This is a genomic window from Microbacterium oxydans (assembly GCF_026559675.1).
GTDB classification, from domain to species: Bacteria; Actinomycetota; Actinomycetes; order Actinomycetales; family Microbacteriaceae; genus Microbacterium; species Microbacterium oxydans_D.
In genome coordinates this window covers 285,429-302,154 of sequence record NZ_CP092891.1, presented here as the reverse complement: position 1 = coordinate 302,154, position 16,726 = coordinate 285,429, and the positions used below count along the sequence as shown (strand labels likewise).

Genomic DNA, 16,726 nt, shown 5'->3' with positions numbered 1-16,726 from the left:
AATCAAACACATAACAAAGTCATTGTTGTTATGCGGTTCTCGACCGTACATCGAGAACCACTCAGTGGACGCGTAGCACCAACAAACGGTGTGTTATCAAGTCATCGGCTTATTAGTACCAGTCAGCTGCATGCATTACTGCACTTCCACATCTGGCCTATCAACCCAGTAGTCTGGCTGGGAGCCTCTCACCCGAAGGTATGGAAATCTCATCTTGAGGCCGGCTTCCCGCTTAGATGCTTTCAGCGGTTATCCATCCCGAACGTAGCTAATCAGCGGTGCTCCTGGCGGAACAACTGACACACCAGAGGTTCGTCCAACCCGGTCCTCTCGTACTAGGGTCAGATCCTCTCAAATTTCCTACGCGCGCAGCGGATAGGGACCGAACTGTCTCACGACGTTCTAAACCCAGCTCGCGTACCGCTTTAATGGGCGAACAGCCCAACCCTTGGGACCTACTCCAGCCCCAGGATGCGACGAGCCGACATCGAGGTGCCAAACCATGCCGTCGATATGGACTCTTGGGCAAGATCAGCCTGTTATCCCCGAGGTACCTTTTATCCGTTGAGCGACAGCGCTTCCACAAGCCACTGCCGGATCACTAGTCCCGACTTTCGTCCCTGCTCGACCTGTCAGTCTCACAGTCAAGCTCCCTTGTGCACTTACACTCGACACCTGATTGCCAACCAGGTTGAGGGAACCTTTGGGCGCCTCCGTTACTTTTTGGGAGGCAACCGCCCCAGTTAAACTACCCACCAGGCACTGTCCCTGAACCGGATTACGGTTCGAAGTTAGATATCCAGAGTGACCAGAGTGGTATTTCAACAATGACTCCACACGAACTAGCGTCCATGCTTCAAAGTCTCCCACCTATCCTACACAAGCCACACCGAACACCAATACCAAGCTGTAGTAAAGGTCACGGGGTCTTTCCGTCCTGCTGCGCGTAACGAGCATCTTTACTCGTAATGCAATTTCGCCGAGTTCGCGGTTGAGACAGTTGGGAAGTCGTTACGCCATTCGTGCAGGTCGGAACTTACCCGACAAGGAATTTCGCTACCTTAGGATGGTTATAGTTACCACCGCCGTTTACTGGGGCTTAAATTCTCAGCTTCGCCTTGCGGCTAACCGGTCCTCTTAACCTTCCAGCACCGGGCAGGCGTCAGTCCGTATACATCGTCTTGCGACTTGGCACGGACCTGTGTTTTTAGTAAACAGTCGCTACCCACTAGTCTCTGCGGCCTCCAAACGCTTTCGGGAGTAAATCCCTATACGCCGAAGGCCCCCCTTCTCCCGAAGTTACGGGGGCATTTTGCCGAGTTCCTTAACCACGATTCTCTCGATCTCCTTGGTATTCTCTACCTGACCACCTGAGTCGGTTTGGGGTACGGGCGGCTAGAACCTCGCGTCGATGCTTTTCTTGGCAGCATAGGATCACCCACTTTTTATCCGCATCGTGTCTCAGCCTTAATGAATCGCGGATTTGCCTACGACTCGGCCTACGCACTTGCACCAGGACAACCATCGCCTGGCTTGGGCTACCTTCCTGCGTCACACCTGTTAATACGCTAACCGCACCAGAATGGGGTCGTGCGCTAGGCCCAGAGCGTCACCCCGAAGGGATCAGTCACTGGGATTCAGACACTTAGCACTACTGGATTAGCTTGGGCGGTTCTTCGCCGGTACGGGAATATCAACCCGTTGTCCATCGACTACGCCTGTCGGCCTCGCCTTAGGTCCCGACTTACCCAGGGAAGATTAGCTTGACCCTGGAACCCTTGGTCTTTCGGAGGACGTGTTTCTCACACGTCATTCGCTACTCATGCCTGCATTCTCACTCGTGTAGCCTCCACGGCTGGTTTACACCGCCGCTTCGCTGGCCACACGACGCTCTCCTACCCATCAACACGGCTGGACCACGAAGGCCTACCAATAATGTCAATGCCACAACTTCGGTGGCGTGCTTGAGCCCCGTTACATTGTCGGCGCGGAATCACTTGACCAGTGAGCTATTACGCACTCTTTCAAGGGTGGCTGCTTCTAAGCCAACCTCCTGGTTGTCAAGGCAACTCCACATCCTTTCCCACTTAGCACGCGCTTTGGGACCTTAGTTGGTGGTCTGGGTTGTTTCCCTCTCGACTATGAAGCTTATCCCCCACAGTCTCACTGCTGCGCTCTCACTTACCGGCATTCGGAGTTTGGCTGACGTCAGTAACCTTGTAGGGCCCATCGGCCATCCAGTAGCTCTACCTCCGGCAAGAAACACGCAACGCTGCACCTAAATGCATTTCGGAGAGAACCAGCTATCACGAAGTTTGATTGGCCTTTCACCCCTATCCACAGCTCATCCCCTCAGTTTTCAACCTAAGTGGGTTCGGTCCTCCACGACGTCTTACCGTCGCTTCAACCTGGCCATGGATAGATCACTTCGCTTCGGGTCTAGGACATGCGACTGAATCGCCCTATTCAGACTCGCTTTCGCTACGGCTACCCCACACGGGTTAACCTCGCCACATATCGCTAACTCGCAGGCTCATTCTTCAAAAGGCACGCTGTCACCCCTACTAAGGAGGCTCCAACGGTTTGTAAGCAAACGGTTTCAGGTACTATTTCACTCCCCTCCCGGGGTACTTTTCACCTTTCCCTCACGGTACTTGTCCGCTATCGGTCATCTGGGAGTATTTAGGCTTATCAGGTGGTCCTGACAGATTCACACGGGATTTCACGGGCCCCGTGCTACTTGGGATACTCTTCGCGCCAAGAGAGGCATTTCGACTACGGGGTTGGCACCCTCTATGACCGGCCTTTCAAGACCGTTCGTCTATACCTTCTTGTAACGCCGCCACCTCGGCAGAGATGACTGAAAAGTCCCACAACCCCCAACGTGCAACGCCTGCCGGCTATCACACACGCTAGGTTTAGCCTGTTCCGGTTTCGCTCGCCACTACTAACGGAATCGCGGTTGCTTTCTCTTCCTGTGGGTACTGAGATGTTTCACTTCCCCACGTTCCCTCTACCCGCCCTATATATTCAGGCGGGAGTCACTAGGTCGGCACGCCGCCCAGCGGGGTTTCCCCATTCGGACACCCTCGGATCAAAACTTGCTTATCAGTTCCCCGAGGCTTATCGCAGATTGCTACGTCCTTCTTCGGCTCCAGATGCCAAGGCATCCACCGTTTGCTCTTAAAGACTTGAAATCACATGAGTTTGAATCAAAAACTCGACCCCATCCGAAGATGGAATCTGAAATTGACTAATGATCTTTAAGATCATCTTGTGCAACAACCCGAAGGCTGTTGCAAGATGCTCGCGTCCACTGTGTAGTTCTCAAAGTACGGGCGGTACCCCCATCCACAACCCCACACGGGGGAAACAGAAAGAGGTCCAGAGGTTCAGACCAGATCCCAAAGGATCCGCATCCGGTCCCTCAGGACCCAACAGCGTGCAGGCACCGGCCCCCTCACCCAGAACTTTCCAACCGCAAGCGGCGTACTAGTTCCGAGATCAGATCTCGATGCCATGTCAAATGTTCCACCCATGAGCTCCCAGCGAAGAACGTATGCCTTCGATCTGGGTTCTGGACTCCGAAGAGTCAGATGCTCCTTAGAAAGGAGGTGATCCAGCCGCACCTTCCGGTACGGCTACCTTGTTACGACTTAGTCCTAATTACCGATCCCACCTTCGACGGCTCCCTCCACAAGGGTTAGGCCACCGGCTTCAGGTGTTACCGACTTTCATGACTTGACGGGCGGTGTGTACAAGACCCGGGAACGTATTCACCGCAGCGTTGCTGATCTGCGATTACTAGCGACTCCGACTTCATGAGGTCGAGTTGCAGACCTCAATCCGAACTGGGACCGGCTTTTTGGGATTCGCTCCACCTCGCGGTATTGCAGCCCTTTGTACCGGCCATTGTAGCATGCGTGAAGCCCAAGACATAAGGGGCATGATGATTTGACGTCATCCCCACCTTCCTCCGAGTTGACCCCGGCAGTATCCCATGAGTTCCCACCATTACGTGCTGGCAACATAGAACGAGGGTTGCGCTCGTTGCGGGACTTAACCCAACATCTCACGACACGAGCTGACGACAACCATGCACCACCTGTTTACGAGTGTCCAAAGAGTTGACCATTTCTGGCCCGTTCTCGTATATGTCAAGCCTTGGTAAGGTTCTTCGCGTTGCATCGAATTAATCCGCATGCTCCGCCGCTTGTGCGGGTCCCCGTCAATTCCTTTGAGTTTTAGCCTTGCGGCCGTACTCCCCAGGCGGGGAACTTAATGCGTTAGCTGCGTCACGGAATCCGTGGAATGGACCCCACAACTAGTTCCCAACGTTTACGGGGTGGACTACCAGGGTATCTAAGCCTGTTTGCTCCCCACCCTTTCGCTCCTCAGCGTCAGTTACGGCCCAGAGATCTGCCTTCGCCATCGGTGTTCCTCCTGATATCTGCGCATTCCACCGCTACACCAGGAATTCCAATCTCCCCTACCGCACTCTAGTCTGCCCGTACCCACTGCAGGCCGGAGGTTGAGCCTCCGGATTTCACAGCAGACGCGACAAACCGCCTACGAGCTCTTTACGCCCAATAATTCCGGATAACGCTTGCGCCCTACGTATTACCGCGGCTGCTGGCACGTAGTTAGCCGGCGCTTTTTCTGCAGGTACCGTCACTTTCGCTTCTTCCCTGCTAAAAGAGGTTTACAACCCGAAGGCCGTCGTCCCTCACGCGGCGTTGCTGCATCAGGCTTGCGCCCATTGTGCAATATTCCCCACTGCTGCCTCCCGTAGGAGTCTGGGCCGTGTCTCAGTCCCAGTGTGGCCGGTCACCCTCTCAGGCCGGCTACCCGTCGACGCCTTGGTGAGCCATTACCTCACCAACAAGCTGATAGGCCGCGAGCCCATCCCCAACCGAAATTCTTTCCAGACGCAGACCATGCGGTCACGTCACATATCCAGTATTAGACGCCGTTTCCAGCGCTTATCCCAGAGTCAGGGGCAGGTTGCTCACGTGTTACTCACCCGTTCGCCACTGATCCCACAGAGCAAGCTCCGTGTTCACCGTTCGACTTGCATGTGTTAAGCACGCCGCCAGCGTTCATCCTGAGCCAGGATCAAACTCTCCGTAAAAAAGAAATGCATACGACACCGGGAAAACGGTGACGCAGCGAGTTTGATGCTGACCAAAGAGACAAATTCATTGCTGACTTCATCCGTTGCCAACCCCCAAAGGAGGTTGGTCTTTGATCCAAAGGAATTCTCACCTAGCCGAAGCTAGACGAGGATAATTTGGCATTTGACAAGTGCACGCTGTTGAGTTCTCAAGGATCGGATGCTCCCACGACCCAGCCATCACAGCCAGGCCCGAAGGGCAACTTCTCTATCTTACCGATCTCGTTTCCGTTGTCAAGTCCGAGTTTTTCTCGGCCTGACCGTGGGAACGGATCAGCACCTTCATCCTGTTCACTCAGTGAGTGTCTGGGATTCGGGAGGTGTTTGCTGCTTGACGGGAGCCGGTCCGAGGACCTCCGCTCAACCGTTTGGGGCGAACAAGTAATAAGTTACGCGGATCCCGGGGATCGGGCAAATCAGGGCTGACCGCCGGGCGTGTCGCACCTCTGGCCCCCGATTTCAGCGCTGGGTGATCACCACGTTGGTGCCGGTGTCATGGCCGAAGCTCCACTCGATGGCGAAGTCGCCCCACCCGTCGGACTGTCGGCCGTCGACCGCCCGTGTGTCGGCGATGCTCTCCGTCACCCGCTCGGGTACGTCGAGCTCCTCATACACACAGTCCAAGACGAGCGCGGTCACGCCACGGCGATCAACCTCGAGCGAGCTGGTCTGCAGGGTCAGGGTCTTGCCGTCGTCGGCGATGGTGACGGCACCCTCGAACAGCTCGTCGAGCGTCGGTCCTCCTTCGGCGCCTTCCACATCTCCGTAGTCCACCTCGCTGACGCTCAGGGGCTTCGTTCCCCCGCACGCATCCGCCGCCCTCTCCAGCGGCGAAGTCTGCAGCGCCGCGATCGCAGCCCACGCGCCGAGGCCCACCGCGATGACCCCCGCTGCGATGGCGACACCCAGCCCGATGCGGCGCCTCGATGCGCTGGGGAGCGGCGGCAACGTCTCCTCCAGCGCTGTACCTGCCGCCGCAGCCTCGCCGGTCGCACGTGCTTCAGCGCGATTCTCGCGTTCGTCCGATCCGGCCATGCTTCCCCCTGCAGATATCGACGGACGGCTTCACGAATCGCCACTGCGTGGGAGGAGATCCCGGCGGGGAGGCGTATCCCCACCGTGACGCCGTTCGTCATTGAACATTCATTCATCCAGACGATAGCGGATGCCGGTCCGGGAGTGACCAGGCACATTGCACGTCGGCTCACCCAGATGCGGGACGGCATATCCATCCCCACAGGCGCATAAGCCCGAGGCGAATCACGCCTCGGGCCCACGCGCGCTTCCGTCAGCGAACGGTCTCGTACAGCCGCTTCGCCACGTCGGCGATGTCGATCGGGTTGGCTTCCAGGACCTGTGCATACTTGTCGCGCGGCACCGCAGCGAAGCCCGAGAACGCCCCGGCGATCGAGCCGGCCATGCACGCGACCGTGTCGGTGTCGTCGCCTCCGTTCGCGGCAGCCTGCACCGTGAGCCAGGGGTCGCCCGCAGCGGCGACGAAGAACCCGAGCGCGGCGGGAACCGCTTCCGCCGCCGGCAGGCCCGTGCCGATCTCGGCAGCGATGCGCGTGACGAGACGGTCCTGGTCGCGCTCCACGATGGCGATCTCGGCAGCACGCTTGGCTCGCTCGTAGACACTGGGGGCCGGGACCTCGCGTCCGAGCTCGCGCCCGAGCCGCTCGCCTTCCAGCGCCGCCCAGAGGAAGGCATCCACGACGTCGGTCACCGTCGCGTCGTCGACGAGGGCGGCGGCGACCGCACCCGCCACGGCCGCAGCACCGGCAACGCCGACGGAGGTGAAGTGGCTCGGGCGGGCCGTGATCAGCGCGGCCTGCACCGCTCCGTTCACGTCACCCGGGTGGGCGAGCCCCGCCGCACCGGCGCGCATCGCGGCGCCGTTGCTCGCGCCCGTCGTCGCCTCGTCACCGGCCGCGCCGATCGTCTCGGGGTCTGCCCCTTCCTTGAGCGCGGCGACGGCGCGACGGGTCGTGGGCCCGGCGAAGTGCGGGAAGTAGTCGGTGTTCGTCGACCACTCGAGGATCATGTCCGCCACGTCCCGCGAGGTGATGGCGGTGCCGGTGCGGATGAACACCTCGGCGAGCATGAGCAGCTGGCTGCTGTCGTCCGTGATCTGCGCGGCGTGACGCCCCTTGGAGTAGGGGGAGTCGGGCAGCGGCTTGTGGAACTCGGTCACCGGGCCGTCGAACAGCGCACGGATCTGCGAGATGCTCCGTGTCTCGGTCGGTGCGCCGAGGGCGTCGCCGATCACCGCCGTCGCGAGCGATCCGAGGATCTTGTCCTCGAGGCGCGTGAACCTCGTCGGGTCGGTCTGCGGGGTCGTGGCGGTCGGTTCAGTCATGGATCTCTCCTCTTTCTTGTGAGTCATGGGCATGCGGCCAGCCGGGTAACCCGCCGGAGCGGGAACCGAGGTGCCGGATGGTGCGGGCCGCGTGTGCGGCTGCGGCAGTGAGCGCGTGGTCGACCCCGCGCCCGGCGAGCAGTGCGGCGACCACGGTGCCGGCGAAGGCATCGCCCGCTCCGGTGGTGTCGACGACGCGGGGGACGTCGACGCTCGACTGGGACCACACCTCGACAGCGCCTTCCCCGTCCGATGCGCCGAGCATCGATCCCCCGGCTCCCCGCGTGAGCACGACGACGCGGTGCGCGGTGTCGTGCAACAGGGCGGCGAGCGCCGCCTCGTCATCCGTGGTCGCGGTGAGCGTCTGCGCGGCGCCGGTGTTCACGATGGCGAGATCCGCCAGGGCGATGAGGGCTCGGGCCCGGTCCGGATCCTCGGCGACGAAGCTGCCTTCCACGTCGACACTGGTTCCGGCCCCTGCGGCGCGCGCACGGCGGATGAGCTCGTCCGACCCCGGAACGTCGGCGAGCACGTGCAGCCACCGGGTGGCCGACAGCACATCCGATCCGACGCGGGAGGCATCCGGCAGCGAGGCGGGCGTGCGTCCTCCGAGGAGACTCTTCTCCCCATCGGCCGCGACCGCGACGGCGCACCACCAGGTGAGCTCGTCGGGCATCACCTCGACGTGGTCGGTCGCGATGCCGGCGCTGGCAAGGGCGCGGATGCATCCGATGCCGAAGGGGTCGTCGCCGACACGGGAGAACAGCGAGACCCGCAGCAGGGGTTCGGCGAGCCCGGCGGCGACGGCGAAGTTCGCGCCCATACCTCCGGGGTGGATGCCGAGGCTCTGTCCGATGGACTTCGCGTCGCGGCCGGGGAGGGCATCGACGTCGACCATGAGGTCGATGCCGGTGTCTCCGACGACGAGCAGGTCGATCGGCCGATCGCCGCGCGCCGGTGTCGAGGGGACGAGGATGCTGAGCTCGCTCATGTGCGCTGCCTCCGTACTCGCAGGGTGTCGATCAGGACGCTGACGATGAGAACCGCGCCGAGCAGTCCGATCTGCCAGGTGTTGCTCACGCCGGCCAGCTGCAGTCCCGAGTTCAGGATCACGACCAGCACGAGGCCCAGCAGCGTGCCCGACACCCGACCGATCCCGCCGGTGATGACGATGCCGCCGAGGACCGCGATGGTGATCGACTGCAGCTCCATGCCTGCGCCCGCCGCGGCCTTGGCGTTCAGCAGCCACGAGGCGTTGACGACAGCGGCGAGGCCGGCGAGCGCTCCGGAGGTGATGTAGAGACCCGCTCGCGTCGCCCGCACGTTCACTCCCGTGAGCAGAGCGGCCTGCGCGTTGTTCCCGGTCTCGTAGATCCGGCGCCCCGTGGGGGTCCGGGACAGGATGATCGCCGCGATCACGTAGGCGGGCAGGAGCACCAGGATGACCTGCGTCGGGAATCCGGCGATCTTGCTCTGCCCGAGGAACGCGAAGCCGGAGCGGTCGAAGCCGTTGATGTCGATGCCGTTCGTGAGCACCAGCGCCGCGGAGGCGAACAGGTAGAGGGTGGCGATCGTCGCGATCAGCGGCGGGATGCGCAGCAGAGTGATGAGCGCCGCATTCACACCGCCCAGCACCGCTCCGGCGGCGATCGCGCCGAGGGCGGCGACCCAGGGGTCGAGCCCGACGTTCACCGCCAGCAGTCCGAAGACCACACCCGACAGGCTCATGGTCGAGCCGACCGAGAGATCGATGCCGCCACCTCCGCCGAGGATCACGATGCTCTGTCCCAGGGCGAGCAGCCCGAGCACGGCGCCGTACTGCGTCATGGAGAGCAGGTTGTCGGGGCGCAGGAAGTACGGCGACAGCAGACTCATCACGACGACGGCGATCACGATGAGCAGCGCCAGCGAGACGCGGCGGTCACTCCACGGAACGGACCTCATCACGCGGTTCATGCGAGACCTCTCAGGAGGGGGCGGTTGGCCTTGCGGGCCGCGAGGACGTCGATGGCCACGGCGAGGATGATCGTGGTGCCGACCATGAGTCCGTTCCAGAGCGGCGGGACGCCGGCGAGGACGATGCCGTTCTGCAGGACGACGATGAAGACCAGTCCCCCGAGCGTGCGGAGGAAGGATCCTTCGCCGCCGAGGATCGAGGTGCCGCCGACGACGACCGCGGCGATGGCGAGGAGCGTCAGCTCGTTGCCGCTCGAGGCCTGCACCACGCCGACGCGGCCGACGTAGATCAGGCCCGCGAGTCCGACGAGCACGCCGATCGTGAGGTAGCTCAGGAACGTGAGTCTGCGGACCCGGATGCCCGCGAGGCGGGCGGCCTCGGGGTTGGAGCCGGTCGCATACAGCTCACGGCCAGAGGGGCGCTTGTGCATGAACCAGGCGAGGAAGGCGTAGACGACGATCACGAGGCCGACGACCATCGGGACGCCCAGCACGCGCTCGCCCGAGAAGATCGGTGCGACGGGGCTGGCGAACAGGTCGTTGCTGTTCCAGAGCGCGAAGAGCGCGGTCTGGAAGATGGCCGCCGTGCCGAGAGTCGCGATGATCGGCGGCACCTTGCCGAAGGTGACGAGGCTGCCGTTGATCGCGCCGAGGATCGCCCCCACGACGAGGGCCGCGAAGACCACCACGAAGGCGGGGAGGCCTGCGCCGCTCAGTTTCGCGACGGTCCAGGCGACGATGCCGACGGCGAAGCCGGTCGAGACGTCGATGCCTCCCAGGATCACGACGAGCGTGACACCGGCGGCGACCAGGGCGAGGTCGGCGGAGTTGTAGGCGATGTTCGCGAGGTTCTCCGGCGTGAAGAAGCGCGGAGACAGCAGCGAGAAGACGATGAACTCGACGACGAGGAGCACCGGGAGCAGCGCGAGCTGGACGCGCCGGAGGGTTCGGGAGTCAGCCACCTGCGCTCACCCCCGCTCCGACGGCGGCGCGGAGCACGGCATCCTCTGTCGCCTGCTCGCGGGTGAACGAGGAGGTCATGTGCCCCTCTCTCAGGACGTGGACGTGGTCGGACAGGGCGATCAGCTCGGGCAGCTCGCTGCTGATGACGAGCACGGCCACTCCTGTCGCCGCGAGCTCTCGGATGTCCCGGTGGATCTCGGCCTTGGTGGCGACGTCGATGCCGCGGGTGGGTTCGTCGAGGATGAGCAGCTTCGGCTCGGTGGCGACGGCCCGCGCGAGGAGCGTCTTCTGCTGGTTGCCGCCGGACAGGGTGAGGATGCCGGCGCGGCTTGTCGCGGTCTTGATGGAGAACTTCGAGATCCAGGAGGAGACGAACCCCTGCTCCTTGGCGACGCGGATGACGCCGGTGGTGGTGATCTTCTCGTGCGTGGACGCCGTGAGGTTCTCGGTGACGTTCATGAACGGGAAGACGCCCTGGGTCTTGCGGTCTTCCGGCACGTAGGCGACGCCGTGGTTCAGCGCGTCGCGGGTGCTCCGCGGGGTGAAGGGTCGCCCACCGAGGGTCATCGCTCCGGAGGTGACCCCGGTCGCGCCGAAGATCGTGAGGGCGACCTCGCTGCGGCCGGCGCCGACGAGTCCGTACAGACCCGTGATGCGGCCCGGGAACACCTCGAAGGAGATGTCCTCGAACTGCCCGTCGACCGTCAGCGCATCGACGGTCAGCGTGGGGGCGGTGCCCTCGGGAAGGGGCGGGCGCTCCTCGGCGGCGAGCGGGGCCAGGGCCGCACCCGAGCGTCCGCCCATCATCTTCAGGAGGGGCTCCTGGGCGGGGTCGTCGGTCTCGCCGACGTACCGGCCGTCGCGGAGCACGATGAACCGGTCGCCCAGGCGCTCGAGCTCGTCGAAGCGGTGGGTGATCGAGACGACGGACGTGCCCGCGGCGATCAGGGTGTCGACGATGTCGAAGAGGCGCTCCGACTCCGCACGGGTGAGGATCGAGGTCGGCTCGTCGAGGATGAGGATGCGCGCGTCGACCCGGACCGCCCGCGCGATGAGCACCTGCTGCTGCTCGCCGAGCGACAGCTCCCCCATCTTCCGGTCGAGGAGCTTCTCGGGGAGGTTGAGCCGACGGAGCAGCGCGGTGGCCTCGCGGCGCATGGCTCCCGCGTCGACCGAGCCGAGCCGGGTGCGGGGCAGGTTGCCCATGAAGAGGTTCTCGATGACCGAGAGGTGGGCGAAGAACGCGGGCTCCTGGTAGACGGTCGAGACGCCGAGGGCGAGGGCGGCGTGCGGGTCGGCGGGGGCGTACGTCTCGCCGTCGAGGGTCATGGTCCCCTCGTCGGGGCTGTACACCCCGGCGAGGAGTTTCATGAGGGTGGACTTGCCGGCGCCGTTCTCGCCCATGATGGCGAGGCGTTCCGCGCGACGGACCTCGAGGGAGACGTCTTCCAGCGCGACGACCGCGCCGAACCTCTTCGAGAGGCCGCCGACCGCGAGGAGCGGGGACGGGTCAGAAGTCGAAGTCATCGACATTCTCCTTGGTGAACACGGTGGGCTGGCCGAGCAGCAGGGTCTGGGTGGCTTCGTCGTAGCGAACCGGCTCGTCGAGTCCAGGGACGTCGTTCTCGGCGGCGAACTCCTTGCCGTCGATGACCTGCGTGAGTGCCCAGACGGTCAGGTAGCCGAGGTCTTCGACGTTCCAGAGGACGCTGGACTTCATGACGCCGGACTTGATGAAGGGGGCGACGGTCTTGGGGCTGCCGAAGCCGGTCACGGCCACGTCGCCCGCCTTGCCCGCGTTCTGCACGGCCTGAGCGACACCCGGAACCGCGGTGGAGGGGACGGCGATGATGCCGGCGAGGTCGGGGTAGGCGGTCAGCAGATCCTGGGCCTCGCGCAGGGCTTCGGCGCTGTCGGCGGTGTGGCGGATGCCGCCCACGAGCTCCATGTCGGGGTACTCGGACTCCTGGCGGTCGACGGCCGCCTGCGACCAGGAGTTGAAGGTCGCGACATCCGCGGCTCCCGAGACGATCGCATACTGGCCCTTGCCGCCGGCCTGATCGGCGATCTGATCCATGGCCGTCTGGCCGAGTTCCTCATCGCTCGCCTGGGAGACGAACACACTGCGCTTGCTGTTCGGGGCGTCGGCATCCGAGGTGATCACGGCGAGGCCGGCGGAGGATGCGGCGGAGATCGAGCCGTCCATCGAGGTGGGGTCGAGGGGAGAGATCGCGATGCCGTCGTAACCCTGGGCGACCAGTCCGTCCACGATGCGCTTCTGTTCGGCGGAGTCGGCCTTGGCGGGGCCGGACTGCGTGTACGAGACGCCGAACTCCTCCGCGGCCTTCTCGGCGCCGGCCTTGAACCCGGAGAAGTAGGGGATGCCCTCGACCTGCGACACGAAGGCGATGCGGGTGTCACCGTCGCCGCTTCCCGACGTCGATCCGGGCGAGGTGGAGGAGTCCGGGGCCGTGCAGGCGGCGAGAAGGCCGAGAGTGGCGAGCAGAGCGGCGGCCGTCGCAGCGGTGCGGCGGAAGTGGGTGCGTCGTTGCATGATCTCTTCTCTTCATTGATCGAGGGGTTCGGGTCGCTTGTATCGTGTGGATCGATTCGAGCGTGACATGACGATACCAAGTTGTGGGTACAACTTCAATAGGTGTAGGTACATTTAGAAATATGTGTAGGTACATCTTCCGTGTGGCACAGTGACAGGGTGACGAAGCCGGCCTATCAACAGATCGCCGACCAGCTGCGACAGGAGATCGCGGACGGCCGGTGGAAGTCGGGTGAACGCCTCCCCGGCGAGCTGGAGCTGGGCGAGCTCTTCGGCGTCAGCCGCAACACGGTTCGCCAGGCGCTCAACGTGCTCACGCAGGTGAACCTGCTGCGGCGCCAGCGCGGCTCGGGCACCTACGTCAGCGAGCAGGGCATGACCCACACGCTCGGCGACCTTCGCAGCTTCACCGACGTGATGCGCGACCTCGGCCTGCGGCCCGGCATCCGCGACATCGTGATCGAGCCCGACCCGTCGCCGCCGCTCAACGCCACCGACTTCCTGCCCGGAGCGCACCTCTGGCGCATCTCGCGCGTGCGCATGAACGACGACCGCCCGTTCTGCCTCATGGTGTCGTGGGTGCCGGACGAGATCGGCGCGCGGCTCAAGGCGTCGGAGTTGGAGCGGACTCAGTCGCTGTATGCACTGTTCGCGGAGCTCGGCATCTACCTGAAAGAGGCGAGCGAGAAGATCCGCGCCGAGGCGGCGACACCGGAGCAGGCGGGAGCGCTCGGGGTGGCGGAAGGGTTTCCGCTGCTGACGATCAACCGGTGGACGAGCGATACGTCCGGGCGGCCGGTGGAGTACGTATCGAGCTCATCGCCGGGTGACCGGTATGAGTACTTTGTGAAGCTGACGCAGTAGAGGGGCCGGCGGAAGGGTCCGAATGGCGCTTAGCCCTTCGGTGCGGCGTCTTGGGCCATGATCTTTAATAGGCCCACAGGCGGGCCGCGCACGAAGGGGCATGGCGCATGGATGACGTAGATCTCGCCGGAATCGAACTGGTGACCGATGGCGACGGACTGGCACTGATCGGGCCAGCGTCCAGCGTGGAACAGTTCTTGACCTCCCACCGCCTCGAGTCTCGCGACCTCGAACTCCCGCGGCTCGGCACCGCGTTCGGGGGAGGTGCCGCCGCCCTCAAGGCAGGGTCCGAGATCACAGCCAACTCCGGGCGCTGGATGAAGCTGACCGAGGAATCGTGGGCCGCCGCGCAAAAGCTGCCCAAGGTGACGAACTCATCGAGCGGGAATCTCCAGGCGACTCTTCGGGCTCCCGGTGGGCAGTTTGCCAAGAACCTGCAGTTTCTGAAGACACCCGGATCGATGCTCACGAATCCCGCCATGCTGGCGGGCGTGGCAGGGATCATGGCCCAGGTCGCGATGCAGCAGGCCATGGACGAGATCACCGACTACCTCGCCGTCATCGATGAGAAGGTCGACGATGTGCTTCGCGCGCAGAAGGATGCGGTCCTCGCCGACATGATCGGCGTCGACATGATGCTCGAAGAGGCACTGACCATCCGCAAGGAAGTCGGCGGGGTTTCTGACGTGACCTGGTCGAAGGTGCAGGGATCGGCGATGACGATCGCGCGCACCCAGGCGTATGCCTTGCGCCAGATCGACGCGCTCGCGGAGAAGCTCGAGAGCAAGTCCGTCAACGAACTCGCCGATCTGTCGAAGAGCGTCGACCGTCAAGTGCAGGATTGGCTCGCCGTGCTCGCACACTGTTTCTATCTGCAGGAGGCGACGGGGCTCATCGAACTCGACCGCGTCCTCCAGGCATCCCCGGAAGAACTCGACCGTCACCGAATCGCGCTCCGCACAGCTCGCACGAACCGCGCCGAGCTGATCACGCGAACCACGCGGCAACTCATCGACCGGATGGACGCAGCAGCGTCGCTGGCGAACTCGAAAGTGCTCTTCAACCCGATCGAGTCGCCGGCTATCGTCCGGTCGAGGAACACGGTCAATGAATCCGTGGGAACCTTCCACGGTCATCTCGGCATCACCTCTGCCGCAGACGCGCTGGAGTCGCGACGATGGTCAGCGGCGGTCGCCGATACGCGCGATGACCTGCTCAGAGCCGGCGGAGAGGGTGTGGAGGCCGCGCTCCGCATCGGCGCTGAAGGCGTTGAGACTGCTGCACGGGTTGGCGCTGAAAGCGTGGACAAGGCGAAGGAGATCGCTGGATCGTTCGCCGACTTCGCCGGACGCACGTTCCGTCGCCGCGCTCCGAAGGGCGACACCGGCGAGTGACCAGCGCCGTCACTCGACGACGGCCGAGATACGCCTGAAGACGGATGCCGTGGCGCACCGTCATCCTCGCTGGCATCTTCCAGGTGATCCTCGGAGTGGTCGGAGTCGCGAAGCTCATGCGCTTCATCCCCCGCAGCGTCATGGTCGGGTTCGTGAACGCGCTGGCGATCTTCGTGTTCAGCTCGCAGTTCCCCCAGCTGATCGACGTGCCGTGGCTGGTGTATCCGCTGGTGGCGCTCGGGATCGTCGTGATGATCGTGATGCCGAGGGTCACCAAGATCGTGCCGGCGCCGCTCGTGTCGGTGATCATCGTGACGGGTGTCGTGCTCGCGTTCGGCATCACCGTGCCGACTGTCGGCAACCAGGGCGAGCTGCCGCGGAGCCTGCCGTCGCTGTTCATCCCGAACGTTCCGCTGACGTGGGAGGCGTTCACGATCATCGCGCCGTTCGCGCTCGGAGTTGCGGTGGTCGGACTGCTGGAGTCGCTGCTCACCGCGAAGCTCGTCGATGAGATCACCGACACCCACTCGCGCAAGCGTCGTGAGGCGTGGGGCCAGGGTGTGGCGAACGTGCTGTCGGGGATCTTCGGCGGCATGGGCGGCTGCGCCGTGATCGGTCAGACCATGATCAACGTGAAGGCGTCCGGTGCGCGGACCCGCATCTCGACGTTCTGCGCGGGTCTCTTCTTGTTCTTGCTGGTCGTCGTGTTCGGCGACTTCGTCGGGACGATTCCGATGGCCGCGCTCGTGGCCGTGATGATCATGGTCGCGATCGGAGCGTTCGACTGGCACAGCGTGCGTCCGTCGACGTTGGAGCGGATGCCGAAGAGCGAGACGTTATGGTCGCGACGGTGGTGCTGGTGCTGTTGACGCACAACCTTGCGGTCGGCGTTGTCGGTGGGGTGCTGGTGGCGTCCGTGGCGACCGTGCGGCGAGTGGCGCACTTCGTGACGGTAACTCGGGTTCTCGGTGAGGCGGGTGACGTGGTGACGTACGTCGTGGAGGGGGAGTTGTTCTTCGCGTCGAGCAACGATCTGACGACGTTGTTCTCTTACTCCGACGATCCCGAGCGGGTTGTCGTCGATCTGCCGGGGTCGCATATCTGGGATGCGTCGACCGTTGCCGCGTTGGATGCGATCGAGACGAAGTACCAGGCGTTGGGGAAGACGGTGGAGATCGTCGGGATGAATGAGAGTAGTTCGCGGATGCGCGGGCGGTTGACGGGTGGGTTCGAGTAGGGCCCGACCCTTCACACACCATACGAGGCCCAGGGGCCACGAAATGCGGGAGCCATTGGGGGGGTATAGCCGCCTAACGCAGCCAGCGCTCCGCGGTAGACGTAGGCACATTGGCAATTATGCTCTTCCTCCGCCTGCCCCTGCCTCGCCTCCGTACTGCGAAAGGTCGTCGACCGGAGAAAAAGCCAGGCATTCAACACAGAGCGCGCCGACATCCGCTTGAAGC

Annotated in this window: 9 protein-coding genes, 2 rRNA genes and 1 pseudogene; 3 read left to right on the top strand and 9 right to left on the bottom strand. The window is 63.4% G+C overall.

The window, feature by feature from the left end; genetic code table 11:
* Positions 1 to 92: 92 nt before the first annotated feature.
* The 9 genes from MME74_RS01465 to MME74_RS01425 form a co-directional block, all read right to left on the bottom strand.
* Positions 93 to 3,197 (bottom strand): 23S ribosomal RNA (locus MME74_RS01465).
* A 410-nt stretch (positions 3,198 to 3,607) separates the two neighbouring features.
* A 16S ribosomal RNA gene (locus MME74_RS01460) occupies positions 3,608 to 5,131 on the bottom strand.
* Together the 16S and 23S rRNA genes form the textbook arrangement of a ribosomal RNA operon.
* A 501-nt stretch (positions 5,132 to 5,632) precedes the next feature.
* On the bottom strand, positions 5,633 to 6,208 hold the full coding sequence (locus MME74_RS01455; RefSeq protein ID WP_267416871.1) for a hypothetical protein: 576 nt from the start codon (positions 6,206 to 6,208) through the stop codon (positions 5,633 to 5,635).
* A 253-nt stretch (positions 6,209 to 6,461) separates the two neighbouring features.
* Positions 6,462 to 7,532, bottom strand: a complete 1,071-nt coding sequence (locus MME74_RS01450) for an ADP-ribosylglycohydrolase family protein (RefSeq protein WP_267416870.1) — start codon at positions 7,530 to 7,532, stop codon at positions 6,462 to 6,464.
* The gene (locus MME74_RS01445; protein WP_267416869.1) at positions 7,525 to 8,523 is read right to left on the bottom strand and encodes a carbohydrate kinase family protein; all 999 of its coding nucleotides are present in this window, start codon (positions 8,521 to 8,523) and stop codon (positions 7,525 to 7,527) included. Before MME74_RS01445 ends, MME74_RS01450 begins: the two co-directional genes overlap by 8 nt.
* Positions 8,520 to 9,488, bottom strand: coding sequence for an ABC transporter permease (locus MME74_RS01440; RefSeq protein ID WP_267416868.1), 969 nt, complete (start codon positions 9,486 to 9,488; stop codon positions 8,520 to 8,522). Before MME74_RS01440 ends, MME74_RS01445 begins: the two co-directional genes overlap by 4 nt.
* The gene (locus MME74_RS01435) at positions 9,485 to 10,450 is read right to left on the bottom strand and encodes an ABC transporter permease (RefSeq protein ID WP_267416867.1); all 966 of its coding nucleotides are present in this window, start codon (positions 10,448 to 10,450) and stop codon (positions 9,485 to 9,487) included. The genes MME74_RS01440 and MME74_RS01435 overlap by 4 nt, the downstream gene beginning before the upstream one ends.
* Positions 10,443 to 11,978 (bottom strand): sugar ABC transporter ATP-binding protein, encoded by a 1,536-nt coding sequence (locus tag MME74_RS01430; RefSeq protein WP_267416866.1) that lies wholly within the window; start codon positions 11,976 to 11,978, stop codon positions 10,443 to 10,445. The genes MME74_RS01435 and MME74_RS01430 overlap by 8 nt, the downstream gene beginning before the upstream one ends.
* Positions 11,962 to 13,005, bottom strand: a complete 1,044-nt coding sequence (locus MME74_RS01425) for an autoinducer 2 ABC transporter substrate-binding protein (RefSeq protein ID WP_267416865.1) — start codon at positions 13,003 to 13,005, stop codon at positions 11,962 to 11,964. Before MME74_RS01425 ends, MME74_RS01430 begins: the two co-directional genes overlap by 17 nt.
* 159 nt (positions 13,006 to 13,164) lie before the next feature.
* On the opposite strand from MME74_RS01425, the gene MME74_RS01420 reads away from it, so the two are divergent.
* The 3 genes and pseudogenes from MME74_RS01420 to MME74_RS01410 all read left to right on the top strand — a co-directional run.
* Positions 13,165 to 13,869, top strand: a complete 705-nt coding sequence (locus MME74_RS01420) for a GntR family transcriptional regulator (protein ID WP_267416864.1) — start codon at positions 13,165 to 13,167, stop codon at positions 13,867 to 13,869.
* A 107-nt stretch (positions 13,870 to 13,976) separates the two neighbouring features.
* Positions 13,977 to 15,263, top strand: coding sequence for a hypothetical protein (locus MME74_RS01415; protein ID WP_267416863.1), 1,287 nt, complete (start codon positions 13,977 to 13,979; stop codon positions 15,261 to 15,263).
* 56 nt (positions 15,264 to 15,319) lie between these two features.
* Positions 15,320 to 16,500, top strand: a pseudogene (locus MME74_RS01410) (SulP family inorganic anion transporter); the annotation flags it as partial.
* Positions 16,501 to 16,726: the final 226 nt, after the last annotated feature.

Coding starts and splice junctions, on each gene's coding strand:
- MME74_RS01415 (WP_267416863.1), top strand. CDS start 13,977: ATGGATGACGTAGATCTCGCCGGAATCGAACTGGTGACCGATGGCGAC.
- MME74_RS01450 (WP_267416870.1), bottom strand. CDS start 7,532: ATGACTGAACCGACCGCCACGACCCCGCAGACCGACCCGACGAGGTTC.
- MME74_RS01430 (WP_267416866.1), bottom strand. CDS start 11,978: ATGACTTCGACTTCTGACCCGTCCCCGCTCCTCGCGGTCGGCGGCCTC.
- MME74_RS01440 (WP_267416868.1), bottom strand. CDS start 9,488: ATGAACCGCGTGATGAGGTCCGTTCCGTGGAGTGACCGCCGCGTCTCG.
- MME74_RS01425 (WP_267416865.1), bottom strand. CDS start 13,005: ATGCAACGACGCACCCACTTCCGCCGCACCGCTGCGACGGCCGCCGCT.
- MME74_RS01455 (WP_267416871.1), bottom strand. CDS start 6,208: ATGGCCGGATCGGACGAACGCGAGAATCGCGCTGAAGCACGTGCGACC.
- MME74_RS01445 (WP_267416869.1), bottom strand. CDS start 8,523: ATGAGCGAGCTCAGCATCCTCGTCCCCTCGACACCGGCGCGCGGCGAT.